The following is a 17,300-nucleotide window of genomic DNA, read 5'->3' as shown; positions in this document are numbered from 1 at the left end:
CACAACATTGATGATAATAACGAGGTGTTTATGAAAACCGTAAATTATCCGGTAATCGGCCTGGGTATGGCGCTGCTTATGGTAGCTGGCTGTGGCAGCGACTCCGATGACTCGCCGGACAGCTCAAGCAGCAGCGTCAGTTCCTCCTCTTCTTCCTCTTCAAGCAGTGACAGTTCCAGCAGTGCGGCTGGCGGTCTGAGCGAGAACTGGACTCTGGTCTGGAGCGATGAGTTTGAGGGCGAATCGATCAATACCGAAAACTGGTCTCACGAAGTGAACTGCGCCGGTGGTGGCAATAATGAACTGCAGTGTTACACCGCCCGTGAAGAGAACAGCTACGTGGAAGACGGTCATCTGCACATTGTCGCGCGCCAGGAAAGTTTCAGTGGGCCTGGTGTCTTCGATGACGACCCTGCGTACAATCCCGATGATACCTCGGTTACCCGTGAGTACACGTCGGCCCGTCTGCGCACCAAAAACAAGGCGGACTGGAAGTATGGTCGTATCGAAGTGAGTGCCAAAACGCCACAGGGACAGGGACTGTGGCCGGCCATATGGATGCTACCCACAGAGAATGTTTACGGGGGTTGGCCGCTCAGTGGTGAAATCGACATTTTTGAAGCCGTCAACACCAATGCCAGCGGTGAGAATGAAATTCATGGAACCCTGCACTACGGGCGCCCCTGGCCGAACAACCTGAACAGCGGTGCCAGTTACTCTCCCGAGGAACCGATTTGGGAGAACTTCCACACCTACGCGATTGAATGGGAGGAAGGTGAAATTCGCTGGTATGTCGATGATGTGCATTTTGCGACCCAGACCGCTGACGACTGGTTCACCCTTGATTGGCAGGGGCAGGACGAAGGCTTCCAGACCGGTAACCCCGCCTCTCCGTTTGACGAGATGTTTCACCTGATCATGAACGTCGCTGTCGGTGGTAATTGGCCCGGCGCACCGGATGGTGCGACCACCTTCCCGCAGGAATTGGTAGTGGACTATGTCCGCGTCTATCAATGCGATGTCGATCCTGATAACGGAAAAGGCTGTGCCTGGATTGATGAAAGCGCGGAAGATGTCGACGGTACCGGTGGCACGCAGCAGGCGTTCGCTTTGTATGAAGACGGCCCGGCAACGCTGAACTTTTCGGTCTTCGATACCGATGTCAGCAATACGCTGGTTCCGGCGCAGTGGGAGGAAACCGCCGGAAACCTGGTTGTCGATACGGCGCTTCAGGTGGACGATCAGACGGTCTGGGATGTTCAGTTCAACGGTCTGAGTAACGTATTCCTGCTGTCGGGCGATATGAGCGAGGTCGATTACGTCGAAGATGGCTTCAGTTTCTCCCTCAATGAAGCGCTGAGCGGTATAACCTTTGATATGCGCGTGATTGACGCCAGTGAGGACGCATCACTGAGAGTCAAGCTCGATAGTGTTTGGCCCAATGTCAGCTCGCGTGACATTGAACTTCCGGAGACAGGTGTCTGGCAAAGCGTTTCGGTCCGGTTTTCGGATTTTGTCGCCAACGCCGACGAGCCCGGTGAGGTCAATTACAGTGATATCAACGCGCCGTTTGTTCTTGAGGCAACCAACGGCACTGCTCACGTTCAGTTGAATAACATCCGTGTGACCTGTTTCGGTCAGTCTTGTGGCGTCAATCCCAAACTGGATGGCACCGCCCCCGAAGGTACAGAGGCGGTAGATGTATTTGTTGATGGAAGCCTGACCGACACCTGGTCGGATCCGGGCGTGGACTTCTATGTCCAGGATGGACAGAGCATTACATCCAGCCTTGTGAATGATGGCGATCGTGGTGATGTGCTGGAACTGACTTTTGGTGCCAACGGCTTCGGCACTATGTTCATTCAATCCTCTGAGCCTCAAGATTTGAGTGCGTACGCTGCGGGTAATCTCGTATTTGATCTGAAAGTGATGGATGCGGGAAATAACAGCGATGGTTTTCTCGTCAAAGCCGACTGTATTTACCCTTGCACCTCAAATGAGCTGGCCGTGCCTTTGCAGAATGACGGTCAGTGGCACACCGTATCGGTGTCGATTGCTGACTTGACGTCAGGTTCGGGCTTTATCATGAACCGGGTCAACACTCCCTTCAGTCTGTGGCCGGTCATGGGGCAACAGAGTAACGTTGTTTTTCGCCTGGACAATATTCGTTGGGAGTTGAGCGAATAGAGACGCTTGATGCTTCGTTAACAACGTCTCAAAGAAGCTGTGTGATAACCTGGTTCACACAGCTTCTGAGCCGGCGAGAAAAATGCCCCGGACCTTGTTCGGGGCATTTTTGCTTTGAGTCGATATATATTTTCAGGCAATAAAGCGTTGGCGGGTAAATCGCCCCTTTGTTGTTGCGATCATCCCTGTGATCCACTCGCTGTCCGGCGCGGCAGCGGTAGGCGTTCTCTTACCGAATATAGGTGAAATCACTTTACTGAAAGTGCTCACCGGTTCCTTGGTTGTTGATGGACCGATCCGGTATCACCACAGCAGCCTGCTGCTTGTCCCACTTTTACTCCTGTTCTTCCCACTATAGGCGGAGGTGCCACTTTGTGAGATATGCACAACATGGCACGACACGGGCGGAAAAAGGCGTAGTTTCAACTCAGGCGGAGTCGATTTTCTTCAACGTGAAGGTTGAATGACTGACGAGCAGTACTTCGTTTACGAAAAATTGATAATAAACACTTATACATAAAACACGAGGTATTACCATGAATATAATAACCCAGGGTAATCGGACGATGCTGGCGGTGGCCGTATCGTTCGCAATAACGGCTTGTGGGGGATCGTCCAACGACTCCGATGATCCTCTGAGTTCCAGCAGCAGTTCAGTATCGAGCAGCGATTCCTCCTCTTCGATGAGCTCTGAGTCAGACGCTTCTGAGTCAAGCAGCTCTTCTTCGGTCAGCTCAGAGTCGAGCAGTTCCAGCTCCGAACCTTCCGGCGATTCCACGATTTACTCCCTTTACGAAGATGGTGTCAGTACCCTGATGCTGACTCTCGACGGTGAAGAACAAGAGGGATCGCTGGTTCCGGCCTTATACTCACCGGATGACAGCGTCGTTTCCGACCCGGCGGGTACTGGTCCGGACGGCGAGACGGTATGGTCTGTGCAGTTCAACGGCACCGAAGCCGGCAGCGTGTTCCTCTCTACCGAAGGCTCGGCTTACGATAACCGCCTGTCGCTGACGGACAATATGCAGCAGGAAGGTGCAATTGAATTCGACCTGTACGTTGAAGCCATTAACGCCGACACTGAGCTCTATGCAAAAATTGATAGTGGCTGGCCCAACGTCAGCGTCTATGAAATTGTAGATCCGGCCGAAGGTGAATGGATTTCGTTCAGCGTTCCCATCTCAGACCTGGAAGCCAATCCCGCTGAAGACGGACAAGCCGATTACGGCAACATCCTCAATGCGTTTGTTCTGGAAGCATTGAACGGTACGGCCATTGTGCATCTGAACAACATCCGCTATACCTGTGAGGTCGAGGACTGTGCCATTGAGGCGAATGCCCCGGCAGACACCGGGGATGGCGAAACTCTGAATATCTTTATGGGTGACCTTACCTCGGCCTTCAATGAACTGGGCGTGTTCAATGGCAATATCGAGATTGAAACCCTAAATGACGCGGATTTGGGAACCAACGTTTTTGAGTTTGTCTTCTCTGAAGCGGCTACCAACTCCGGCCCCTATATTGTAGCGCCAGCGGGTCCTCAGAACCTGGAAGCCTACGCCGGTGGAGAAGTCGTCTTTGACCTGAAGGTGGTCGACGCGGCCAGCAATACCTCCGGGTTCCTGATCAAAGCCGACCATAATGTGGGTGGCGTCGGCGGCAGTTCAGCCGAGTTGAGCATTCCTCTGCCGGATAACAACGACTGGAATGAAATCAGAGTTCCGATAGACGACTACACCTCTACGGGCCTGGACCTGTCCGGGGTTACCGCCGCCTTTGTCATGTTCCCTGTCTTCAATGAGCAGGCGGGCATGGTCTATCGTGTCGGCAATATCCGTTGGGTAGCGGCGACAGAAGGTGGTGATAATGACGATACACCGTCGGAACCTGCAGGCGAATTGAATGAAGTGCACATGACGCCGATTGTCGGTGGTAGCGTTCGCTTCAGTATTCGCCTTCCGGAAGTGAAGGACAATGTTCAGCTCTTCGCCCGTATTAATGGAGCGCAGGACTATGTGATTGCCGATCTTGGCCAGCGCACTGAGGCGATAACCGACAATGGCGACGGCACCTTTACCTATGAAATCCTGCGCGAATCGGCATACGCTGACGGTGATCTGATTGAAGCCCGTTTCTACAGTTATTCGCCCGACGCGGGACAGATTTTTTACCCTGGTCCAGCCGATGACATTTGGGCAGAGCTGACTTATCTGGACAGTGAAGCGGTTGAGGACGATCAGGGTGGTTCGGAGACAGGCTCAGGTGACGACATTGTCGACGGCGAAGTCGACGAGATCGTGATCACCGATGTCGAGAATGGTGGGGCGCAGTTCACGGTTCGGCTGTCAGAAGAGAAGGCGGACCTACAGCTCTTCGCCAGACGTAACGGTGCCCAGGATTACGTGGTTGGACTGGCGGACCATACGGTCATCGATAATGGCGACGGGACTTACACTTACTCTGTAACCCGCACCGGTGCCTATGAGGCGGGTGACCTGATCGAAGCCCGTTATTTCACCTACTTGCCCGAAAGCGGACAGATCTTTCTGCCCGGTCCGGGGGACGATGTGTGGGCGTCTTCGACCTACGGAGAGTAATCGCTCTTAGTTAGCCCAAAAAAAAAGCCGGCTGCGTCGTTTATCTGGGCGCAGCCGGCTTTCATATAATAAACGCGATGGTGACAATATGCGTGTAACGCTCTGTAAGCACCGAGTCGCCTTGACTCTGATGCTCTCCAGTATACTGACCGCCTGTGGTGGCGGATCAGGCAACTCCCCAAATTCTGATCAGACCAATAGTTCAAGTTCAAGCAGTGAGAGTTCGATTTCCAGCTCACTGAGCAGTACATCGGAAGAATCCAGCTCGTCAGTCTCTAGTGCGACTAGCGACAGTAGTAGCTCAGAGAGCACTAGTCAGTCCTCCACCGATGACGCGTCGTCCTCCAGTGAGCAAGCCAGTAGCTCATCGCAGGCAACGGATGTCGTGGAACTGAACCAGGTGCAGATTGCGGCGGTAGCCGGCGGTGGTGCGCAGTTCAGTATTCGGCTGCCAGAGAAAAAAGATGCGGTTCACTTGTTCGCCCGGCGTAACGGCCAGCAAGACTATGTAGTCAATGACATTCAATCTGACAGTGCGCGTGTGACGGATCACGGCGATGGCAGTTATACCTATCAGGTGACTCGCTCGGACGGCTATCAGGATGGAGACCTGATTGAAGCGCGAATTTACACTTATCAGCCCGACAGTGGCCAGATTTTCTACCCCGGGCCGGCCGACAATACCTGGGTGGAGTTGACCTATTCGGCCGATGCGGTAACCGACCCGGTTGACGGAGGCGCCAGCTCCAGTAGCGCGGACTCCAGCAGTGAAGGCAGCAGCTCCAGCTTGCCGTCGAGTGAGTACACCGAGGGTGGCTATGTGCCAGATTACGATCCGGGCTATGAGCCGCAATCGGTAGGTGGCGTAATGCCCCTGTTTCATCAGGGAACGCCTCTGGAAGCCGTTATTCGCTATGAGACCGAGGATGCTGTGGTTACCCGCTTTTCCGATCGAGCTCGGGATCGGCATGCCAAAGAAGATCAGTTTCAGCAATACGACCATTATTTGAGTTTCTACTGGGAGCACCGTACCGCCTCGGTTGAGATCGTCGACAAGGTCGCCAAGGGCGGCAGCACCGTGCGGATGAACGTGCGTACCGAGTGGCGCCTGAACGACACTGAAGCGGAGAACCGCTGGTTTTATATTGGTCGCAATACGGTCGCAGAATTCTGCGATAACGGCACCATGGAGGTGCTGGACGATCTGAACTACTACAAAGAGCGTAGTCACAACTGCCGTGAGGGCCGGGCCATTCAAATTGGCGATAAGCTGGAATTCGAGATCAGCCAATTCCTTGATCCAAGTGTTCCCAATGGTCGAGCGCCTTATTACGGCACTACCTACCTGTATATCGTGGGTGAGGGCATGGTGCCCTGGGATGTCGGTGGTACGACGCCGGCCGGTGGCATTAAAGACTCAGTGCCTATTCCGCGACGTGCGTGGCTCGGTGGCGACACGACCATTCATGCCAATACCTCGGGCGAGCCGCATAATCGCTTCATGCAGATGGCTACCAACCTCGGCTACGAGAATGCGCAGCCCTTTGTTGAGGGACGTCGCCTGTTGCACTCCTCGTTTGATGACGGAACGCACGATGAGAATGTCACCGAAAATCCGGTTTACGAGGAAGTGGTCGGAATGGCCGGCCCTCGTTATATCAACGAAGCCTGCACGGACTGCCATGTGCGTAATGGCCGGGCGGTACCGGAATCCATTGGGGAGCATCTGGACAAGTGGGTGTTTCGGGTGGCAGACGCTGACGCCAATGCCCACCCGGCCTTGGGGCACGTCTTTCAAGGGGAAGCGAACAGTGGTGCAGACAGCGAAGGCGAAGTCTTCATCGCGTCCTGGACCGAAGAGAACGGCTTGCGCTCCCCCAACTTCGAGTTCTCCGGGGTGACGCCAGAACGTTTCTCCGGGCGGATTGCGCCGGCGATGGTGGGTCTGGGGCTGCTTGAGGCCATTCCCGAAGAGGCCATTCTTGCGCTGGAGGATCCCGATGATGCCGATGGTGATGGTATTTCGGGGCGGGCGCATCTGGGTCGTGGACCCAGAAAGCGGAGAAACCCGTCTGGGCCGGTTTGGCTGGAAAGCAGGTAAGGTCAGCATCAAACACCAGACGGTGTCCGCCTTGAACACCGATATGGGCGTGATGACTGCCATACTGCCAGACCCTGACTGTGGCAGTGCTCAAGCGGATTGCGGCCCCAGTGGCGCTGAGCTGGACGAGGAGTACGTCGATCTTCTGGTGAAGTATGTGGCGCTGCTGGGGGTTCCACCGCAGCGTGATTACGATGACCCGTCGGTGCAGAATGGCGCACAGCTGTTCAAGGAAGCCGGCTGTGCCGGTTGCCATACGCCGAGCCACCAGACCAGTGAGTACCATCCGTTTGCGGAGCTGCGCGATCAGACCATCCACCCCTATACGGACCTGTTGCTACACGATATGGGGCCGGGACTGGCTGATAACCTGGGTGAAGGAGAGGCGTCCGGATCAGAGTGGCGCACCGCACCGCTGTGGGGTTTGGGCCTTTCCGCTTGTGTGACTGGCGGTATGACTGAAGCCCCGCAGGGCCAGCGAGGGTGTATCCCCGAAGAGGGTTACCTGCACGATGGTCGGGCCCGCACGGTGGAAGAAGCCATTCTGTGGCATGGCGGCGAGGCGGATGATGCCCGGGCGGCCTATGAGGGGCTATCCGCGCAGCAGCAAGAGGATATGCTGAACTTCCTCTACTCGCTCTGATCAACCGGGAGCATCTGAGCTCTTGTTCCAGAAGGCCCCGGAGTTTGCTCCGGGGCCTTTTTCGTGGTGGGTGATTTACTTGGCAGGTGCCCCGCCTTTTTCCTTGCGGTACTCCGATGGCGACATGCCAGTCAGCCGCTTGAAAAAACGGTGGAAGGCCGACTTACTATTGAATCCGGATTCCAGCAGAATATCCAGAATGGTTTTGTCCATAGTGCCCGGGTCCGCGAGCAGACGTTTGGCTTCGTCCACCCGATAGGTGTTGATAAACTCGAAGAAGTTGGTGCCAAAGTGCTTGTTGATTACCGATGAGACTTCTTTCACAGGAAGCCCCAGGCGGGCCGAGAACTGCTCGATGTTGAGGTTCTGTTGCAGGTAGATCTTGTCGGTCTCCATGGCGGCCTTCACCCGGTCGATCGCCGAGTCCGATGGTTTGTCCTCGGCCGGCGCCCGGGTTTCCTCCGCCCGGGTTTCGAGCAGCTGGTGGGCATACATCAAACTGTAGGTAAACAGGCCGTTGATCAGGATAAAGGTGATGTAATTGTCAGCAATCCCAAGGTAATCGGCGGTTTCCGGCGATGTGTACTTGGCGAGAATATGGACGACCATGGTCCAGGTCCAGCTGGCGAAAAAGCCCAGCGTCAGGATGTTCAGCCAGCGCGGTTCGGTGCTGGAGAAGTGGGAGTATTCGTCTTTGAGTTCCGAACGGTAGCGTTGCACCAACGCAACAGCGGCGAAGGAGTAGACCAGAGGCACCAGCTTGGCGGCATCCCAGAGGAAGGTAACGACCGTTTCCGGCTGTTCATCGCCCATGGCCCAGATATGGCGAAGGTCATTGCTGTCGATGGCAAACACGGCCATGAACAGAGACGCTACCAGCGCCGGTGCCAGGTGCACAAGGTGAACGGGACGAAGCGTGAATTGCGCGCGGGTGATTGAGGCAACGTACAGGTACAGCGCCGGACCTTTGAGCATCAGGGAGGTCATCAGGAAGTAGGGAATCCAGTGTTGATCGATGACAGGACCAATATGCACCTGATCATTCCATAGAATCAGCGTGGTAGCGGAACCCGTGGCGATGACCAGCAGAAATGTACTCAGTAGACGTCCGTATAATCGGTTCTGGGCCGGCATGGCAGCCTGAAGCAGCGCCAGTAAGATGCTCTCGGCGACGGTCATCAGCAGGATGACGTCGTGAATATTGAAAATGTAATCTTTCATGGAGTCGGGGTAGGGAACCTTCATTATTGTGGTGCAACCAAACGCTAATCTGTCATATTTCCCCCCATTGGGCAACCAGACGGGCCGTTTTGGATCTTGTCCAGCGGACTAAAAGGTGTCGTGTTATGGTTGGGTCTACGAGCTCCGGCACTCGCCGGAAAAGCTCAAGTCCGGACTTTTACCCCAAGGAGCCCTATCTGTGAGACTGTCCAAAGCCGCCCCGGATTTTTCAGCGTTACCCGAGACCTTGCCCTATCTCGCATTTGACCCAAGGGAAGATGGAGCAAACACCGGCGATGCCGCCATTCGGACTTATTTAAGGTATTACGGGCTGGATCTCGCCGCCGAGTTTCCCGATGTGGCTCAGGGCGTCGGGCGGGTTCGTGTGGATCAGTGGGATATCGCGTGCCATTATTGGTTGCCTCCCCAACCGCAGGGGCACTTGAGTATCGTGCACGGGTATTTCGACCACTCCGCACTGTACGGTCACGCGGTGCGCTTTGCGCTCAGACACAACCTGTCAGTGCTTACCTATGACCAGCCCGGCCATGGCCTGAGCTCGGGGTCACGCCTGGTGATTGACAGTTTCGACCGTTACGCTGATGTCTTGCAGCAACTGCTTGAGCGTTCACAACCCCTGTTCGGTCCGCGGCGGTTTGCTCTGGGGCAGAGCATGGGGGGCGCAACGCTGCTCAATCACCTCTGGCGCCATGGCAATGCGCTGACCGGTCGCACCGCCCTGTTTGCACCGCTGGTTCTTCCCCGAGGCTGGGCGCTCAGTCGGTGGCTGTATGCGCTGTTGCATCGCTGGGTGCGGGAAATACCCCGGACGTTTATCGACAGCTCCCATGATTCGGACTTCAATCGCTTTCTGGCGTCGGAAGATCCGCTTCAATATCGGCGTGTGAGTGTCGAGTGGGTGGGTGCCATGAAGCGCTGGGATGAAACCTTGCGGAGCTGGCCAAGGCGTAATGAGGACATACTGTTGGTTCAGGGCACCGGGGATGACACTATAGACTGGCAGTATAACCTGCAACAAATCGGTCGCAAGTTGCCCAACCTGACCGTGGAAATGCTGGAGGGCGCCCGTCACCACCTGGTAAACGAGGCCCCCGAGTACCGGGACCCGGCGTTCGCCGCGGTCGAACGGTTTTTCTTCCAGTAGGTCGGATTACGCTTCGCTAATCCGACCTACTGGGCATTGGGTACGCCAGTTTAAAACAACACCCGACAGCGAATGGTCCCTTCAATCTCCCGCAGTTGCTTGAGCACCTCGGGACTGTAGGGCGAATAGATATCCACCACCACATAACCCACTTTCTCGTTGGTCTGCAGGTACTGGGCGGCGATATTGATCTGGTTGTCCGAGAAAATCCGGTTGATTGCCGACATGACGCCCGGCACGTTGGCGTGCACGTGCAGCAGCCGATGTGCGTCCGGGTGTCCGGGCAGCGCCACTTCCGGGAAGTTGACCGAGCTGGTCGTGGTACCGTTGTCCGAATACATGATCAGTTTCTCGGCCACTTCCACCCCGATATTCTGCTGGGCTTCCACCGTGGAGCCGCCGATGTGGGGCGTCAGAATGACGTTATCCAGGCCGCGCAACGGGCTGACGAACTCGTCGTCGTTACCTTTGGGCTCCACAGGAAATACATCAATCGCCGCGCCGGCCAGTTTGTCCGCCTTGATCGCCTCGGCCAGCGCATCGATATCAATCACTGTGCCGCGCGAGGCATTGATCAGAATCGAGCCGGGTTTCATCTGTTCGAGCTGCTCGGCGCCAATCATGTTCTTGGTTGAGCCGGTTTCCGGCACGTGCAGGCTGACGATGTCGGCGTGGTTGAGCAGCTCATTCAGGCTGCGCATCTGGGTGGCATTTCCCAGCGGCAGTTTGGGAATGACATCATAGAAGCAGACGTTCATGCCCAGGCTCTCGGCCAGCACGCTCAACTGACTGCCGATGGAGCCATAGCCGATAATGCCCAGGGTCTTGCCGCGAATTTCGTAAGAACCCACGGCCGACTTCTGCCAGCCGCCGCGATGGCAGACAGCGTTTTTCTCGGGAATCCCGCGCAACAGCAGAATCGCTTCGGCCAGCACCAGCTCGGCCACCGAGCGGGTATTGGAGTAGGGCGCGTTGAACACTGCCACGCCGTGTTCCTGAGCGGCCTTGAGGTCGACCTGGTTGGTGCCGATGCAGAAGCAGCCCGCCGCGATCAGCTTATGGGCGTTCTCAAACACTTTGCGGGTCAGTTGAGTGCGCGAGCGCAGGCCGACGAAGTGGGCATCCCTGATGCGCTCGATCAGCTCGTCTTCAGCCAGTGCGGTCTTGAGGTAGTCGATGTTGGTGTAACCGGCGGCATTGAGGGTGTCGACGGCGGATTGGTGGACACCTTCCAGCAACAGAAACTTGATCTTGCTTTTGTCCAATGACTTTTTGCTCATGAACGCAGTCACCTCAGCGGATTCGGGTTGGCATTGACCCTGCGTGGGAGGGGATGAAAAAGGGCCCGCATAATACCACAAGTTCCTGCCCGGGTGGACGCCAGTGGCGACCACCACGCCACCCTGTCCGATGACGGGCATCTGACCACCGGCCCCTGGCGTAGGGCGCGGTAAGGCCGGACGTGACCCGAACCACCTCAAAAGTGATCGCATCGTGTGTATTTGCGACAGATGATATGGATCAGTGCGGAAGGACTTCTGTGACAATCAACCGGTGGTTGCCGCTGTCGTCAGGTTGGTAAAACCACCGCACCTCGGCGTCTTTGAGGGTCATTCCGTAGCGTCGGGCCGGGTCCGGCTTCTGGTATTGGGGGCGGGGGTCCTGTTGCAGGACCTGGCGCACAAGCGCTTCCCAGTCCTCGCCCGTGCGTCCACCCAAAGCCCGGCACCCGGCCTCCGCCTCCGGTGTAAACACCACCTCCACCCACTCCGGGGCGGTATCCGCAAAGCGGTTCTCCGCCTCCGGCAGCGAATCCGTGTAGGGGACGTAGGGCTTGATATCCAGCACCGGCGTGCCATCGAGCAGGTCAATGCCCGACAACTCCAGCCACAATTTGCCGCTCTCCTGCTTCACCGCCTCCAGCTTCACCACCGACAATCCGATGGGGTTGGGGCGCAGGGGGGAGCGGGTGGCAAACACGCCCAAACTTCGGTTGCCGCCCAGGCGCGGCGGGCGGACCCGGGGGCGCCACTGATCGCTCGGGGGGCGATGAAACACAAATTGTAGCCACAGGTGCGAGCACTGCTCCAGCCCCGCCAGCGCCTGAGGATCGTTGTATGGGGGCAGCAGTTCCAGTTGGGCCCGGACCGCCGGGGCCAGGCCCGGTTGGCGGGGAATGCCGAACTTCTCCACAAAGGGGGAGCGAATGATGCCAATGGGCGAGAAGGTGTAATCGGCCGTGTCGGTCATGGGTTGGGTCGGTTGGGGAGATTTGAGAACCTTGCCGGCATCCAGTAGTCTTAGCGGCTACCCGGATTGCTGCCGTATCGTGAACCTATGTTGAATCGCGCCGCCTCAAAACGCAATGCTCTCTGGTCGCTACTGACGGCCGGACTGGTATTGATCCTGTGCTGGAGCCAGCCTCTGACGGCGGCCTCTCTGTGCCCGCTGCAGGCCGGACTGTATGAACGCCCGGTAGCGGAGTCCGGGGTTGCGCCCGTCCTGAAGGCCGAGCTCGCGTCGGTTCCGGTTGACCTCAAGCCTGAGCACGGCGACTGCGACCTGACCGAACAATGGTTGCAGAGTCAGGTGTTCCAGGCGGACCTGTTTCTGCCCACCTGTCTGCTGTTGCTCTGGCTGCTGATCGGCCTGGCATCGCGCAAGGGTGGTCGCTGGCGTCTGTCCGAGCCCATTGTCCCGCCGCGTCGGCGGCATCTGCTCTTCTGTGTGTTTCGCGAATAGCGTCGATTGAACCCCTCGCCCGGCCGTGCCGGGCGAGGTTGCACCCTATACGATCGATTCTGTTTTGGAGACACGTTATGCATTTCTCTCGATGGTTGATCTGGGCGAGCCTGCTGCTCGTCTGGGCGACCTCGGGCTCCGCCGCCCCGACCACGGGCTGGCTGAGTACCGAACAACACCCCGAGGCGCAGGTGCGCCTCTCTCTGACCGGCCAGCGGTACGACGACGGGCGCCTGAGTGCGCTGCTCGAAGTGCGTCTGGACGGCGACTGGAAAACCTACTGGCGCTCGCCCGGTGAGGGGGGCGTGGCTCCCTCTGCGGACTGGTCGGCCTCGACTAACCTCGAACAGGTCCAGTGGCGCTGGCCGGCTCCGGAACGCTTTGACTTGATGGGCATCGACACCGTCGGGTATCAGGGCGAAGTCGGTTTCCCGCTGGACATTGACCCGCAGCAGGCGGATCAGCCGATTCAGGTGCGGGGCCGCTTTACCCTGTCCAGTTGCACTGATATCTGCGTGCTGACCGACTATGAACTGAACCTCAGTATCGATCCCCGGACCCTGAGTCCGTCGGATGAGCGGCTGCACCTTTACAATCAGGCGTTGAGCCAAGTGCCCCGCGCCCTGCCGGGCATTGAGGTGAAGTCGCTTGAGTGGGATGAGCGCTCGGGTTACCTGCGTGCCACCCTGGAGCGTCCCTCGGGCTGGTCACAACCGGATGTGCTGCTCGATGGTGATTTCCCCGGTGCTGACGAAACCCTGTTCCAGAAGCCGACCATAACGGTGGATGGCACCACCCTGACTGCGCTGTTTCAGCCAGAGTTTTGGTCCGAGGCACCGGATTGGGAGGGGGAAACCCTGTCTCTGACCTTGCTCGATCAATCCCTGGCGGCGGAGTACCCGGTGACCCTGGAGGCGGCCAGCGCACCGATAGCGCCGGAGGCGGAGTTGGCGCTCTGGCAGATCATTGGCGTGGCGCTCTTGGGCGGCCTGATTCTGAACGCGATGCCCTGCGTGCTGCCGGTGCTGGGCCTGAAATTGCACAGCCTGGCCGGTGCCTCGGGACTGGGCCGGCGGCAGGTGCGCGGTCAGTTCCTGGCCTCCGCCGCCGGTATCCTGGTGTCTTTCTGGCTGCTGGCGGCCTTTCTGTTGGTGCTGAAACTGACCGGCGGTGCTCTGGGTTGGGGCATCCAGTTTCAGAGCCCCTGGTTTATCGGCCTGCTCACCCTGGTCACCTGGCTGTTCGCCCTGAATTTGCTGGGCCTGTTCGAGCTGCGCTTGCCCGGTCGGCTCGGCGACTGGATGGCCCAGCGGGGTGATCACTCCCGCTGGGGCCACTTTGTTCAGGGCATGTTTGCCACCTTTCTGGCCACTCCCTGTACCGCGCCGTTTCTGGGTACCGCCGTGGCCTTTGCCCTCGGGGCCAATGCCCTGCAGTTGCTGACGACGTTTACCGCTCTGGCGGTGGGCATGGCGCTGCCCTGGTTGGCCATTGCCCTCTGGCCTGGCGCGGTGCGCTGGCTGCCCAGACCCGGCCCCTGGATGAATCGGCTTAAGGTTCTGTTTGGCGTGCTGATGGGGATCACCAGTGTGTGGTTACTCAGCCTGTGGATGCGCTTCTTGAGCGGTTACGCTCTGGTGCTGGTTCTGTCGATACTGGTGGTGCCCGCACTGTGGCTGGTGTACCGCCGTAAAGGGGGGCGGGTGCTGGGTGTCACGCTCGCGGCCGGCCTGCCCTCGCTGCTTGGGGTGGGGCTGCTGGGCAGCCTGGCGTTGGGGCACTGGGGTCAGCCATTGCCCGAAGATCACGCCTGGGAGGTGTTTGAGCGCGAGGCAATTGCCCCGGCGGTGGCCAGCGGGCAGACGGTGTTTGTCGACGTCACCGCCGACTGGTGCATCACCTGTCAGGCCAACAAGTTGGGGGTGTTGCTGCAGGAACCGGTTTACAGCGCCCTGGGCGAGTCCGATATTCGGCGCCTGCGGGCCGATTGGACCCAGCCGGACGAGCGTATCAGTGAGTACCTTAAAGCACAGGGTCAGTACGGTGTGCCCTTCAATCGGGTTTATGGGCCGGGCGCGCCGGAAGGTATCAACCTGCCGACGCTGCTCACCACCGAGCAGGTACTGGCCGCATTGGAGCAGGCAAACGGTAAGCCTCTGCCCGGAGGTGCGCAATGAGCGCGTCTTCGGAACAGGCGCCACCACGGCGGCGCTGGCTGGGCTGGTTGCGGCAAGTGGTCGTGTTGGTGCTGCTGTTCGCGGTGGTATCCACCCTGTCCGACGCCTGGCGCAGCCGCTCGGTGCCGGAGCAGGGCCTGCCGGACTGGCCCATGCACACACTGACCGGAGAGACCATTGACCTGGCGGCGCTCAGTGAGGAACGCCCCGTCCTGGTCTATTTCTGGGCCACCTGGTGTGGCGTGTGCAAACTGGTGTCGCCCACCGTCGACTGGCTGGCCGAGGACCACACCGTGGTGTCGGTTGCCCTGACCTCCGGTGACAACGCTCGCCTGGCCCGCTTTCTGAGTGCCAAAGGCTACGACTTCCCGGTGGTCAATGATCCCCGGGGCGAGCTCGCGCGCGCCTGGGGCATAGCCGCCACCCCCTCCATTGCGATTGTCCGCAAGGGCGAAATTTCCTCTTTTACCGTGGGCATCACCACACCGCCGGGCCTGTGGCTGCGGTTGTGGTGGGCCTCATAAAACCAATTTCTGGAGAAACATCATGAACCGATTTTTACTAAACCGTCTGGGCACCCTGGTGCTCGCCACCGTACTACTGGCGCCTCTGGCGTGGGCCGATTCGCTGACCAAAGCCCAGGAGGAGCAGCTAAAAACCCTGGATACCCTGCTGAGGGAAAACCCGGAGATCATCGACTCCCTGGTGACCAGCGTGCAGCGCCATTTGGAGCAGCAGAAAAATTCCGCGTCGGCCCTCGAGGATCAGCGCGAGTGGATGAACGATGCCCGTCATCCGGCGCTGGGCAATCTTGAAGGCGAGCGGGTGCTGGTGGTGTTCAATGACTACAACTGCCCTTTCTGTAAACGCCTGGAGCCGGTGCTGGAGCAGGCAATGCAGGAGTACCCGGACCTGAAAGTCATTAACGTTTTTCTGCCGTTGCGTCAGCAGAGCGTCGAGGGCCTGGATACCAACTCGGCCCAGTTTGCCATGCAGGTCTGGCAGGACGCGCCGGGCAAATTCCCCGAGGTCCATCGGCGCCTGATGGATAAAAGCGGTATGCACACCGCCCGTTCCCTGCGCGATGTGGCCAAGGCCACGGATACCGAAGCGCAACTTGAGCGCAGTGCCGGCCAGGGCGCCCAGGTGCAGGAAAACTACGGTGTCTTCACCGGCCTTGGGTTGCGCGGCACCCCGAGCCTGGTGGCGGGCGATGAGGTGGTGCCCGGATTTGTGCCCTATGAGCGCCTGAAGCCGCTTCTGGAGCAGGCCCGTTAAGCACTGAGACCCGCTCCCTTGCCAGCATGCTGTGGATCGCTTAGGCTCATCGCACTATTGAGGCGAACAAAGGGATTCCATCATGCTGGCAAGTCTGTGGGTGGCGGTGACGCTACTGGTTCTACTGACGGTTCTGCCGGTATGGCGACACGACCGTTGGTGGATACGCGGATTGGACTTCCCCCGCTTACAACTGGCCTTGCTGGCCTTGTTTCTGGTGCTGTTGCCCTGGTGGTTGTCACCCTCGGACGCCGGGCACATATGGGCAATGGCGTTGGTCAGCGTTGCCTGCTTTGCCTATCACGCCTGGTGGATACTTCCCTACACTCCCCTGCATCCCAAAGAGGTTCGCGACGCAGGATCGTTGAGCGGGACGGATCGGGCCAACCGCATTGCCATCATGACGGCCAATGTCCTCACGCCCAATCGCCAGGCTCAGCGATTGCTGTCTCTGGTGAAGGAACATCAACCCGACATTCTGGTGACGCTTGAGTCCGATCGCTGGTGGCAACAACAGCTCGATGCCCTCGAAACGGATTATGGCTACACCATCAAGTGCCCCCTCGATAATCTTTACGGCATGCATGTCTACTCGCGCTATCCGCTGGACAATGTCGCCATTCAGTTCCTGGTGGAGGACGACGTGCCTTCCATGCATGCCGAGGTGTTGTTGCCCTCCGGTGAGCGGATCGTTTTGCACTGCCTGCACCCGGCACCACCCAGTCCCACGGAAAATGAAACCTCCTCGGAACGTGATGCGGAGCTGCTGGTGGTGGGCCGCAGTGTGGCCAAAAGCGATTCGCCGGTGATCGTGACCGGCGATCTGAACGATGTCGCCTGGTCGGCCACCACCCGCCTGTTTCGCAAAATCAGTGGCCTGTTGGACCCTCGCATCGGGCGGCGTATGTGCAACAGTTTTCACGCCAGGGTTCCGCTGCTGCGCTGGCCACTGGACCACCTGTTTCACAGCGAGCACTTTGTGCTGGAAGAACTCCGGCGTCTGCCGGCGTTTGGGTCGGACCATTTTCCGGTCTTGGTGCGCTTGGTGTATCGGTCCAATGCGCGGCCTCAAGAAGGGCTGGATGCCGATCGGGAAGACCGCCAGTGGGCCCGGGAAAAAATGGCCGAAGAAGCGGTCGCGCCAGGCGAGGTGCATCGCCCGGAAGCGGCCATGCCGAGATAGCTGGGG

At 58.4% G+C, this 17,300-nt stretch carries 15 protein-coding genes; 10 read left to right on the top strand and 5 right to left on the bottom strand.

What is annotated here, in order from left to right; genetic code table 11:
* Window positions 1–30: 30 nt before the first annotated feature.
* Window positions 31–2,187, top strand: a complete 2,157-nt coding sequence (locus tag OOT55_RS12005; RefSeq protein ID WP_265366108.1) for a glycoside hydrolase family 16 protein — start codon at window positions 31–33, stop codon at window positions 2,185–2,187.
* Between the two features lie 427 nt (window positions 2,188–2,614).
* On the opposite strand, the gene OOT55_RS12000 is transcribed toward OOT55_RS12005, so the two are convergent.
* Window positions 2,615–2,965: a hypothetical protein gene (locus tag OOT55_RS12000; protein ID WP_265366107.1), complete on the bottom strand. Its 351-nt coding sequence runs from the start codon at window positions 2,963–2,965 to the stop codon at window positions 2,615–2,617.
* A 37-nt stretch (window positions 2,966–3,002) separates the two neighbouring features.
* Here OOT55_RS12000 and OOT55_RS11995 point away from each other — a divergent pair, with 37 nt between their 5' ends.
* Window positions 3,003–4,784: a hypothetical protein gene (locus OOT55_RS11995; protein ID WP_265366106.1), complete on the top strand. Its 1,782-nt coding sequence runs from the start codon at window positions 3,003–3,005 to the stop codon at window positions 4,782–4,784.
* A 189-nt stretch (window positions 4,785–4,973) separates the two neighbouring features.
* Here OOT55_RS11995 and OOT55_RS11990 read toward each other — a convergent pair whose 3' ends face one another.
* Window positions 4,974–5,096, bottom strand: coding sequence for a hypothetical protein (locus OOT55_RS11990; protein WP_265366105.1), 123 nt, complete (start codon window positions 5,094–5,096; stop codon window positions 4,974–4,976).
* A 73-nt stretch (window positions 5,097–5,169) separates the two neighbouring features.
* On the opposite strand from OOT55_RS11990, the gene OOT55_RS11985 reads away from it, so the two are divergent.
* Window positions 5,170–6,885, top strand: a complete 1,716-nt coding sequence (locus OOT55_RS11985) for a di-heme oxidoredictase family protein (RefSeq protein WP_265366104.1) — start codon at window positions 5,170–5,172, stop codon at window positions 6,883–6,885.
* On the top strand, window positions 6,830–7,528 hold the full coding sequence (locus OOT55_RS11980) for a di-heme oxidoredictase family protein (protein WP_265366103.1): 699 nt from the start codon (window positions 6,830–6,832) through the stop codon (window positions 7,526–7,528). The genes OOT55_RS11985 and OOT55_RS11980 overlap by 56 nt, the downstream gene beginning before the upstream one ends.
* Window positions 7,529–7,603: 75 nt before the next feature.
* On the opposite strand, the gene OOT55_RS11975 is transcribed toward OOT55_RS11980, so the two are convergent.
* Window positions 7,604–8,773 carry a helix-turn-helix domain-containing protein gene (locus tag OOT55_RS11975; protein WP_265366102.1) on the bottom strand — a complete coding sequence of 390 codons (1,170 nt, stop codon included), beginning with the start codon at window positions 8,771–8,773 and terminating at the stop codon, window positions 7,604–7,606.
* Window positions 8,774–8,948: 175 nt separating this feature from the next.
* On the opposite strand from OOT55_RS11975, the gene OOT55_RS11970 reads away from it, so the two are divergent.
* Entirely contained in the window at window positions 8,949–9,914 is a 966-nt protein-coding gene (locus OOT55_RS11970) for an alpha/beta hydrolase (protein ID WP_265366101.1), read from the top strand.
* A gap of 50 nt (window positions 9,915–9,964) precedes the next feature.
* On the opposite strand, the gene serA is transcribed toward OOT55_RS11970, so the two are convergent.
* Together serA and tsaA are read right to left on the bottom strand one after the other, a co-directional pair.
* Entirely contained in the window at window positions 9,965–11,194 is a 1,230-nt protein-coding gene (serA, locus tag OOT55_RS11965; protein ID WP_265366100.1) for a phosphoglycerate dehydrogenase, read from the bottom strand.
* A 241-nt stretch (window positions 11,195–11,435) separates the two neighbouring features.
* Window positions 11,436–12,164 carry a tRNA (N6-threonylcarbamoyladenosine(37)-N6)-methyltransferase TrmO gene (gene tsaA / locus OOT55_RS11960; protein ID WP_265366099.1) on the bottom strand — a complete coding sequence of 243 codons (729 nt, stop codon included), beginning with the start codon at window positions 12,162–12,164 and terminating at the stop codon, window positions 11,436–11,438.
* Window positions 12,165–12,251: 87 nt separating this feature from the next.
* Between tsaA and OOT55_RS11955 the strand changes: the two genes are divergently transcribed.
* From OOT55_RS11955 to OOT55_RS11935, 5 genes are all read left to right on the top strand, one after another.
* Window positions 12,252–12,656 carry a hypothetical protein gene (locus OOT55_RS11955; protein ID WP_265366098.1) on the top strand — a complete coding sequence of 135 codons (405 nt, stop codon included), beginning with the start codon at window positions 12,252–12,254 and terminating at the stop codon, window positions 12,654–12,656.
* Window positions 12,657–12,733: 77 nt separating this feature from the next.
* A complete protein-coding gene (locus OOT55_RS11950; RefSeq protein WP_265366097.1) occupies window positions 12,734–14,833 on the top strand; it encodes a protein-disulfide reductase DsbD family protein in 2,100 nt (699 codons plus the stop codon).
* Entirely contained in the window at window positions 14,830–15,357 is a 528-nt protein-coding gene (locus OOT55_RS11945; protein ID WP_265366096.1) for a protein disulfide oxidoreductase, read from the top strand. Before OOT55_RS11950 ends, OOT55_RS11945 begins: the two co-directional genes overlap by 4 nt.
* 22 nt (window positions 15,358–15,379) lie before the next feature.
* Window positions 15,380–16,111 carry a DsbA family protein gene (locus OOT55_RS11940; RefSeq protein ID WP_265366095.1) on the top strand — a complete coding sequence of 244 codons (732 nt, stop codon included), beginning with the start codon at window positions 15,380–15,382 and terminating at the stop codon, window positions 16,109–16,111.
* An 82-nt stretch (window positions 16,112–16,193) separates the two neighbouring features.
* On the top strand, window positions 16,194–17,294 hold the full coding sequence (locus tag OOT55_RS11935) for an endonuclease/exonuclease/phosphatase family protein (protein ID WP_265366094.1): 1,101 nt from the start codon (window positions 16,194–16,196) through the stop codon (window positions 17,292–17,294).
* Window positions 17,295–17,300 lie beyond the last annotated feature (6 nt).

Origin of the sequence: Marinimicrobium sp. C6131 (assembly GCF_026153455.1) — a bacterium.
In the GTDB taxonomy this organism is placed as follows: Bacteria; Pseudomonadota; Gammaproteobacteria; order Pseudomonadales; family Cellvibrionaceae; genus Marinimicrobium.
Note: the sequence above shows the minus strand (reverse complement) of the source record. Positions and strands in the feature narration are given on the sequence as shown.